Below are 9,273 nucleotides of genomic sequence, written 5' to 3'. Positions count from 1 at the left end.
TTGTGTTTGAGCAATATCCTGATTTAAACATCCCGAATACGACCAATCTGCTTGACGGCACATTCTCGGACATGAAACGACTTTTAGCGTGTCATCACGGCATGAGTAGGGAGAATAAGATTAGGTTTATTAAGGATTATTTCTCAATTAAATCTTAGGCTCAGCCTCCATTTTGTTACTTAGGGAGAATGTTCTCCGAAATAGCCTCCATTTTGTTACTTACGCCACTTTTAACCAAACAAAAGGTCGTCTGAAAACTGCCTTACCAACTGTTTTCAGACGACCTTCCGTCAAATCGCCATCAAATCATTATTTGGAACGGGGAACAATAAACCTTAAGCGGGAAACTTTCATTGAAGCAGTGGTTTGGGCGACGGGATAGCTTTCCACTCTGCCTTTGGCATTGAGCATACTGAGGCTGCTGCCGCGACGGGTAATGATGCTCTTAGGCTCGGATTTCGGCGCAGGCTCGTTTTGCGCTGTTGCCGCGGATTTCGGCGGTTCGGGTACATAGCCCGCCAAGCCGAAGCGTTTGATGATTTCGTTTGCAGCATCTGTATAACGCTGTTTCGCTTCTTCGTTTTCTACCACCATATCGTCAAGCGCGACAGACAAGTCGTTGCCGCAGCCGACGATGCGTTCCGCAATACGCGAATACACCATCCAGCGTTTCAAGCGCAAAGCGCCCGCATCTTCGCCAGGCGCGGCGGCATCCAAAGCAATCATGCCGTAACGCTTGCCATAACGGAGGCGCAGCGAGAGCCGATTCAGCCCTTCGCTCTCGTCCAGCATCTGATAAAACTCGCGGATGAGCAGCAGCAGGCGGTCGAACACGCCCGCTTTGGCAAGATAATTGGGGTCGTCGGAAGCGAGCGCGTAAATAAGTTTGGATAATTTGGCATTGAGTGTGTTATTCATCAATTTTCCTCTTATTCATACTGTAATGGATTACTTTAAGAATCCATTCCATATGATTTGGTTGCATGACAAAATGTAAATTTTTCTAAGTGAAAGTCAGCAAAATGTTTTAAGCGTCTGAAATGAAAATATTACATGGGAAAATACCATGTGCGATTTCGGAAGCATTTGGCATTGCAGACAAGCGCTTACCCAAACCGCCCGTTGCCCTGTATGCCTTATCATTGCGTAAAACGGCTGAACAAAAGCCTGCCGCTCGGTTTATAGAAGCATTAAAATACCCCTACCACTGAACCCGAATCGAAAATTCGGACACTCCAAAAGGAACGACATCATGAAATGGACAGACACCCAACGCATCGCCGAAGAACTCTACGACCTGCACGGCGACAGCATCGACCCGAAAACCGTTCGCTTCACCCAGTTGCGCGACCTGATTATGGCGTTGCCTGACTTCGACGACGATCCCGCACGCTGCGGCGAGCGCATCCTCGAAGCCGTGCAACAGGCATGGATTGAAGAGGCTGAGTGAGGCTGTATCATTTGCAAGCTAAAGACAAAGACGTCGTCTGAAAAATTTTCAGACGACGTTTTAACGGGCTTCGTGCAAATTCAAATGCGAAATATCCCGTCGATGCCGCTGTTCAAGTGAAATACCGAACATTGAAAGTTATTTAATTTCAAAATATTCCCACATCTCTGAATAGGTATTCTCCCCCCAGCCTGTCCTCACATAAATAGGAACAGGGTCAACCGCATCCACATTAAAATAATTCATAAACTTTCTGAAAATTTTGAATTTGACTCATACACAAGGCGAATTTATCATACCAGCCTGAAAACGTTTAAAAAAGACAACCGAGGTACACAGCCAATGAGTTACGCAAAAGAAATCAATGCGTTAAATAACAGCCTTTCCGATTTGAAAGGCGACATCAACGTTTCGTTCGAATTTTTCCCGCCGAAAAACGAGCAAATGGAAACCATGCTGTGGGACTCCATCCATCGCCTGCAAACCCTCCATCCCAAGTTCGTATCCGTAACCTACGGCGCCAACTCCGGCGAACGCGACCGTACGCATAGCATCGTCAAACGCATCAAACAAGAAACCGGCTTGGAAGCCGCGCCGCACCTGACCGGCATCGACGCTTCTCCCGACGAATTGCGCCAAATCGCCAAAGACTATTGGGACAGCGGCATCCGCCGTATTGTCGCCCTGCGCGGCGACGAGCCGCCCGGCTATGAGAAAAAACCGTTTTACGCCGAAGACTTGGTCAAACTCCTGCGCTCCGTTGCCGACTTCGACATCTCCGTAGCGGCATATCCCGAAGTGCATCCCGAAGCGAAATCCGCACAAGCCGACCTGATCAATCTGAAGCGCAAAATCGATGCGGGTGCAAACCACGTCATCACCCAATTCTTCTTCGACGTAGAACGCTACCTGCGCTTCCGCGACCGCTGCGTGATGTTGGGCATTGACGTCGAAATCGTTCCCGGCATCCTGCCTGTTACCAACTTCAAGCAGCTCGGCAAAATGGCGCAAGTAACCAACGTCAAAATCCCGAAATGGCTGTCGCAAATGTATGAAGGCTTGGACAACGACCAAGGCACGCGCAATCTGGTGGCGGCAAGTATCGCCATCGACATGGTCAAAGTCCTGTCCCGCGAAGGCGTGAAAGATTTCCACTTCTACACGCTCAACCGCAGCGAGCTGACTTACGCCATCTGCCATATTTTAGGCGTGCGCCCCTAAAGCCGAAAACGGTTTCAGACGACCTCAGGGGTCGTCTGAAAAACAAAACGCCGCCCCATCCGCCCTATTCTGATTTACAATACCGACCGATTCGGATTGAACCGGTCCTTACAAAATCCAACTGGAGAGTTCAACATGACAACATTACATTTCTCAGGCTTCCCGCGTGTCGGCGCCTTCCGTGAATTGAAATTCGCCCAAGAAAAATACTGGCGCAAAGAAATCAGCGAACAAGAGCTGCTCGACGTCGCCAAAGACCTGCGTGAAAAAAACTGGAAACACCAAGCCGCTGCCAACGCCGATTACGTTGCCGTAGGCGATTTCACTTTCTACGACCACATCCTCGACCTGCAAGTCGCTACCGGCGCGATTCCCGCCCGTTTCGGCTTCGACAGCCAAAACCTGTCTTTGGAACAATTCTTCCAACTGGCGCGCGGCAACAAAGACCAATTCGCCATCGAAATGACCAAATGGTTCGACACCAACTATCACTACTTGGTGCCTGAATTCCATGCCGATACCGAATTCAAAGCAAACGCCAAACACTACGTTCAACAACTGAAAGAAGCCCAAGCTTTGGGTCTGAAAGCCAAACCGACCATCGTCGGCCCGCTGACCTTCCTGTGGGTCGGTAAAGAAAAAGGCGCAGTCGAATTCAACCGCCTGAGCCTGTTGCAAAAACTGCTGCCCGTTTACGTTGAAATCCTAAACGCTTTGGTTGAAGCCGGTGCCGAATGGATTCAAATCGACGAGCCTGCTTTGGCCGTTGACCTGCCTAAAGAATGGGTGGAAGCCTACAAAGACGTTTACGCCACTTTGAGCAAAGTAAACGCCAAAATCCTGTTGAGCACTTACTTCGGTTCTGTTGCCGAACACGCCGCATTGTTGAAAGCCCTGCCCGTTGACGGCCTGCACATCGACTTGGTACGCGCTCCCGAACAACTGGACGCATTTGCCGACTACGACAAAGTCCTGTCTGCCGGCGTTATCGACGGCCGCAACATCTGGCGCGCCAACCTGAACAAAGTTTTGGAAACTGTCGAGCCTCTGAAAGCCAAACTGGGCGACCGTTTGTGGATTTCCAGCTCTTGCTCGCTGTTGCACACTCCATTTGACTTGTCAGTTGAAGAAAAACTGAAAGCCAACAAACCCGACCTCTACTCTTGGTTGGCATTTACCCTGCAAAAAACCCAAGAATTGCGCGTTCTGAAAGCCGCATTGAACGAAGGCCGTGATTCCGTTGCCGAAGAACTGGCCGCCAGCCAAGCTGCCGCTGATTCACGCGCCAACAGCAGCGAAATCCACCGTGCAGACGTCGCCAAACGCCTTGCCGACCTGCCTGCCAACGCAGACCAACGCAAATCACCGTTTGCCGACCGCATCAAAGCGCAACAAGCATGGTTGAACCTGCCTCTGCTGCCGACTACCAACATCGGTTCTTTCCCGCAAACTACCGAAATCCGCCAAGCACGTGCAGCCTTCAAAAAAGGCGAACTGTCTGCCGCCGATTACGAAGCCGCGATGAAAAAAGAAATCGCCTTGGTGGTTGAAGAGCAAGAAAAACTGGACTTGGACGTACTGGTACACGGCGAAGCCGAGCGTAACGACATGGTCGAATACTTCGGCGAACTGTTGAGCGGTTTTGCATTCACCCAATACGGCTGGGTACAAAGCTACGGTTCGCGCTGCGTGAAACCACCTATCATCTTCGGTGACGTAAGCCGTCCTGAAGCCATGACTGTCGCTTGGTCCACTTACGCACAAAGCCTGACCAAACGCCCGATGAAAGGCATGTTGACTGGTCCTGTAACTATCCTGCAATGGTCTTTCGTCCGCAACGACATTCCTCGCTCTACCGTGTGCAAACAAATCGCACTGGCTCTGAACGACGAAGTATTGGATTTGGAAAAAGCCGGCATCAAAGTCATCCAAATTGACGAACCTGCCATCCGCGAAGGCCTACCTTTGAAACGCGCTGATTGGGATGCCTACCTGAACTGGGCCGGCGAATCTTTCCGCCTGTCCTCTACTGGTTGCGAAGACAGCACCCAAATCCACACTCATATGTGCTACTCTGAGTTCAACGACATCCTGCCTGCCATCGCCGCTATGGACGCCGACGTGATTACCATCGAAACTTCACGTTCCGACATGGAACTGTTGACCGCGTTCGGCGAATTCAAATACCCGAACGACATCGGCCCGGGCGTTTACGACATCCACAGCCCACGCGTACCGACAGAAGCCGAAGTAGAACACCTGTTGCGTAAAGCCATCGAAGTCGTACCGGTTGAACGCCTGTGGGTGAACCCGGACTGCGGTCTGAAAACACGCGGTTGGAAAGAAACTCTGGAACAACTCCAAGTGATGATGAACGTTACCCACAAACTGCGTGCCGAATTGGCGAAATAAGTTTGAACTAGCGTAATCAAAAGGTCGTCTGAAAATTTTCAGACGACCTTTTTATATTATGGTTTAGAGAATCAAGGGAAAAACATAGTGGGTTAACTTTGAAGCAATACGGCATTGCCTCACCTAAGCTTCAGAAAGATGATCCCCAACGATATAGTGGATTAAATTTAAACCAGTACGGCGTTGCCTCGCCTTGCCGTACTATTTGCACTGTCTGCGGCTTCGTCGCCTTGTCCTGATTTAAATTTAATCCACTATAAGACAACAGATGAATCAGCTTCGTACTGCTTACGCTACCCACAGTTTCATTTCCATGTCCTGTATTTAAAGTCATTCCATAAAAGATGTTATTTACAAACCCGCAAGTAAGCGGCGGATTTTTTCAACGGCAAGCTCGGTTTCCAAGTCGCAGCCTGTATCTGTCGCTTCGCCGCTGAGGCAGCGGATGTTGGTGATGCCGCAGAAGTGGGCGTATTTCATGCCCAGTTCGCGGGCGAGGACGGCTTCTGGCATTCCGGTCATACCCAATACGTCCACACCGTCGCGGCGGTAACGTTGGATTTCGGCGCGGGTCGGCCAGCGCGGTCCTTGCAGGCAGCCGTAAACGGCTTGGGTGTATAAAGGCATTTGGTGCTGTTGCGCGTGTTCGACGATTTTTTCGCGCAGTTCGGCGGTGTAGGGGTCAAGAAAATCGGTGTGTACGACCGGCTCTTCCTGTCCTTCAAAAAAAGTGTCTTTGCGGTCGTAGGTGTAGTCGATCAAGTCGTCGGGCAGAACGAGCGCGCCGGTTTCAAAGCGGTCGTTGATGTTGATGACGGAGGAAACGGCGACGATGTATTCCGCACCTATGGAATGCAACGCCCAGATGTTTGCGCGATAGTTGATTTCGTGCGGCGCGACGGTATGGCCGAAGCCGTGCCGCGCGAGGAAAATGATGTCCTGACTGCCCAGTTTGCCGCTTAAGACGGGGCTGCTGGTTAGTCCGTAGGGGGTGCGGACGATTTTGCGGTCGGTGATGCTCAGTTCGGGCAGCTTGGTCAGGCTGCTGCCGCCGATGATGGCTAACATATTATCCTTTGTGTAAGTGATTTCAGGGAGTGAGTGTCGGAAAGAAAAAGGTTTGCAAAACAGCCATGATGATGGAAAACAGGATTAATACTTTCATTTTTTCCGGAAAGCTGTATCCGTCGTCTAGGGGAAGAAATTCCCATAACAACATCGACAGGAAACCGGATATAAACCAAAGTGCAAAATTGTTCAACATGGCTGTCGAAGAAGGGCTAAGTGGTCGTCTGAAACCCATATCCGATTTCAGACGACCTTTTTGTCCTTTTACTTGTGTTTGTAAAAACGGCTGTGGAAATAAGCATTCACACCTTCGCGCAACAGGACTAAGGTTACGGCGGCAAGCGGCAGACCGGCGAGCATGCCAACGAAGCCCATCAGTTGCCCGAAAGCCATCAGAGAGAAGATGACCCAGAACGGCGACAGGCCGATTCGGTCGCCGACGATTTTCGGGGTAACGATAAAACTCTCGAGGAATTGTCCGATACCGAACACTATCCACACCATAATCAGGCCGTTCCATGTGCTAAATTGCAGCAAAGCGGCGACAGTAGCCAACAACAGTCCGGTAAATGCGCCCAAATACGGGATAAACACCAAAATACCGGCAATCATGCCGATGGCGAAGCCCGAATCTAGTCCGACCAACATCAGCCCGACCCCGTACACCAGCCCCATAATCAGCATCACCATCAACTGCCCACGCAGGAACTCGCCCAAAACTTCATCCATATTGCTTGTGATGCGCGTATAAGTGTCGATAAAGCGGCGCGGAACCAACGCGCTGATGCCGTAAGACCAGCGTTTCCAGTCCAAAAGGAAGTAATACAGCAAGAGCGGCAGCAGTATCAGATTGCTCATGCCGCTGATGACGTTGCCGCTTTGGCGCATCAGCGTCGGCATCCAAGCCTTGAGCGTGTTGCTCAATTCGCCCGTATGGGATTGCAACCAAGCAATGACCGACTCCTGATCGATTTGCATATAATCGCCTGCGGCATTGTTCAGCCAAGGCAATAGTTTGTTTTGCGTAAAATCGACGATTTGGGGAATGCGGCTGACCATATTGTTGAACTGGTTGATCAGCATAGGCACGATGATCAGCATCAGCGACAGCAGCAACAGCAGCGCCAATACCATCACGATCATGGAAGCAGGGGCGCGTTTAATCCGTTTTTTCTGCAACCATTCCACGAGCGGATTCAATACATAAGCCAAGACCGCCGCCACAATAAACGGCGTTAGGATGTCGCCCAGCGCGTACAGCAGCCAGACAAAAGCCGCAATCACGCAGCCCATAATGATCCACGGCTTCATGCCGCGCGTTTTTTTCTGATACATAAAACCTTTCCATGTGTGTTTCAGCGGGAGCCGCTGCAATCGTTTTCAGACGACCCCTAGCCGTCCAGTATAACAGAATAAATGAGGTCGTCTGAACCCTCAGATTGTTTACAAAATCACTGAAAAATCCAAGCCCGCGCCTGCAAAATAAGGTAAAATACGCCCCATCGTTTTTCCGTCCCAATCACGATTAAGGAACCCTTTCATGAGCACTTCATTGAGCTACCGCGACGCAGGCGTGGACATTGACGCCGGCGATCAACTGGTCGAAAACATCAAACCTTTTGCCAAACGCACCATGCGTCCCGAAGTGTTGGGTGATTTGGGCGGCTTCGGCGCATTGGTCGAAATCAGCAAAAAATACAAAAATCCCGTCCTCGTCAGCGGCACCGACGGCGTAGGCACTAAGCTCAAACTCGCCTTCGACTGGGACAAACACGACACCGTCGGTATCGACCTCGTTGCCATGAGCGTCAACGACATTTTGGTTCAAGGCGCAGAGCCTTTGTTCTTCCTCGACTATTTCGCATGCGGCAAACTCGACGTAGCTCGTGCTACCGACGTCATTAAAGGCATCGCCCAAGGCTGCGAAGAATCCGGCTGCGCCCTCATCGGCGGCGAAACCGCCGAAATGCCCGGCATGTATCCCGAAGGCGAATACGACTTGGCGGGCTTTGCCGTCGGTGTGGTCGAAAAAGAGCGCGTCATCAACGGCCGCAGCATCAAAGCAGGCGACATCGTGTTGGGTCTGGCTTCCAACGGCGCCCATTCCAACGGCTATTCCCTCGTCCGCAAAATCATCGCCCGCGACAATCCCGATTTGGATGCCGAGTTCGACAACGGCAAAACCCTGCGCGAAACCATCATCGCCCCGACCCGCCTGTATGTGAAGCCCATCCTCGCCGCGTTGGAAAAATTCACCATCAAAGGCATGGCGCACATCACCGGCGGCGGCATTACCGAAAACGTGCCGCGCATCCTGCCCGAAAACACCGTCGCCCAAATCGACGCCAAAGCATGGGAATTGCCCAAGCTGTTCCAATGGCTGCAACAGGCAGGCAATGTGGAAACGCAAGAAATGTACCGCACCTTCAACTGCGGCATCGGCATGGTGGTCGTGATTGCCGAAGAAGATGCCGACGCGGTGCAGACATTCTTAACCGAACAAGGTGAAACGGTTTACCGCTTGGGTAAAATCCGCGAGCGCAACGGCGACGAACATCAAACCCAAGTCGCTTAAATCAAAAGCCTGAATCTAAATAAAAGGTCGTCTGAAACAGCCAAACCATCTGTTTCAGACGACCTTTTAAATTTTGTAACCCATTAATTGCAATATTTGGCAACATCTCCTTGATACCGCTTAATCAAATCATCACGATTAGCAACGCGCGCACTCTCGGCAGACTGTTGGTTCATTCGTGCGATACGGCAGTTGTCTTCTTTGTTCTTACGGTTTTCTTCCTCAATTTTTTTATTTTGCTCCTCGATCAGTTTATTCTTAGCCAACATCCGCTCATTTAATTTCGCCTGTTGCTCTGCCAGCGTACCCTCGTCCGCAGCTTCGGATTTGGGTTTGACTGCCGCCTTGACGCTGTGCGTACGGATATTCATCACATTGGAGCGGTCAAGCTGGAGCCGGTTCGGCGTATCGGAATAGCTGTTCCCCTTGCCATTTTTCCATGTATAGACATTGTCTGCCGCCAATACGCCAGAAGAACACAAAACTGCTGCCGCCAATACGGATAATGCAGAAAGTTTCATTTTCATTAAAATTCCCCTATTCAAAT

8 protein-coding genes and 1 pseudogene are annotated in these 9,273 nt (G+C 50.8%); 4 read left to right on the top strand and 5 right to left on the bottom strand.

The window, feature by feature from the left end; all coding sequences use genetic code 11:
- Positions 1–309: 309 nt before the first annotated feature.
- Positions 310–918 carry a hypothetical protein gene (locus DBY90_RS03175; protein ID WP_070492624.1) on the bottom strand — a complete coding sequence of 203 codons (609 nt, stop codon included), beginning with the start codon at positions 916–918 and terminating at the stop codon, positions 310–312.
- 334 nt (positions 919–1,252) lie between these two features.
- Between DBY90_RS03175 and iscX the strand changes: the two genes are divergently transcribed.
- The 3 genes from iscX (at position 1,253) to metE (ending at position 5,083) form a co-directional block, all read left to right on the top strand.
- Positions 1,253–1,450, top strand: coding sequence for a Fe-S cluster assembly protein IscX (gene iscX / locus DBY90_RS03170; protein ID WP_003742471.1), 198 nt, complete (start codon positions 1,253–1,255; stop codon positions 1,448–1,450).
- 342 nt (positions 1,451–1,792) lie between these two features.
- The gene (gene metF / locus DBY90_RS03165; protein ID WP_070492623.1) at positions 1,793–2,671 is read left to right on the top strand and encodes a methylenetetrahydrofolate reductase; all 879 of its coding nucleotides are present in this window, start codon (positions 1,793–1,795) and stop codon (positions 2,669–2,671) included.
- 135 nt (positions 2,672–2,806) lie between these two features.
- Positions 2,807–5,083 (top strand): 5-methyltetrahydropteroyltriglutamate--homocysteine S-methyltransferase, encoded by a 2,277-nt coding sequence (metE, locus tag DBY90_RS03160; RefSeq protein ID WP_070492622.1) that lies wholly within the window; start codon positions 2,807–2,809, stop codon positions 5,081–5,083.
- Between the two features lie 133 nt (positions 5,084–5,216).
- On the opposite strand, the pseudogene DBY90_RS12655 reads toward metE, so the two are convergent.
- The 3 genes and pseudogenes from DBY90_RS12655 to DBY90_RS03140 form a co-directional block, all read right to left on the bottom strand.
- Positions 5,217–5,342: pseudogene (locus DBY90_RS12655) on the bottom strand (IS5/IS1182 family transposase); the annotation flags it as partial.
- 92 nt (positions 5,343–5,434) lie between these two features.
- Entirely contained in the window at positions 5,435–6,151 is a 717-nt protein-coding gene (locus DBY90_RS03150) for an S-methyl-5'-thioinosine phosphorylase (RefSeq protein WP_070491506.1), read from the bottom strand.
- Between the two features lie 264 nt (positions 6,152–6,415).
- Entirely contained in the window at positions 6,416–7,486 is a 1,071-nt protein-coding gene (locus tag DBY90_RS03140; RefSeq protein WP_070491510.1) for an AI-2E family transporter, read from the bottom strand.
- A gap of 205 nt (positions 7,487–7,691) precedes the next feature.
- Here DBY90_RS03140 and purM point away from each other — a divergent pair, with 205 nt between their 5' ends.
- A complete protein-coding gene (gene purM, locus DBY90_RS03135; RefSeq protein ID WP_070491512.1) occupies positions 7,692–8,726 on the top strand; it encodes a phosphoribosylformylglycinamidine cyclo-ligase in 1,035 nt (344 codons plus the stop codon).
- Positions 8,727–8,809: 83 nt separating this feature from the next.
- On the opposite strand, the gene DBY90_RS03130 is transcribed toward purM, so the two are convergent.
- Positions 8,810–9,253, bottom strand: a complete 444-nt coding sequence (locus tag DBY90_RS03130) for a DUF4124 domain-containing protein (RefSeq protein ID WP_234405093.1) — start codon at positions 9,251–9,253, stop codon at positions 8,810–8,812.
- Positions 9,254–9,273 lie beyond the last annotated feature (20 nt).

The organism is Neisseria mucosa (genome assembly GCF_003044445.1).
GTDB classification, from domain to species: domain Bacteria; phylum Pseudomonadota; class Gammaproteobacteria; order Burkholderiales; family Neisseriaceae; genus Neisseria; species Neisseria mucosa_A.
The sequence above is the reverse complement of the archived record's forward strand: the minus strand, read 5'-3'. Positions and strand labels throughout refer to the sequence as shown.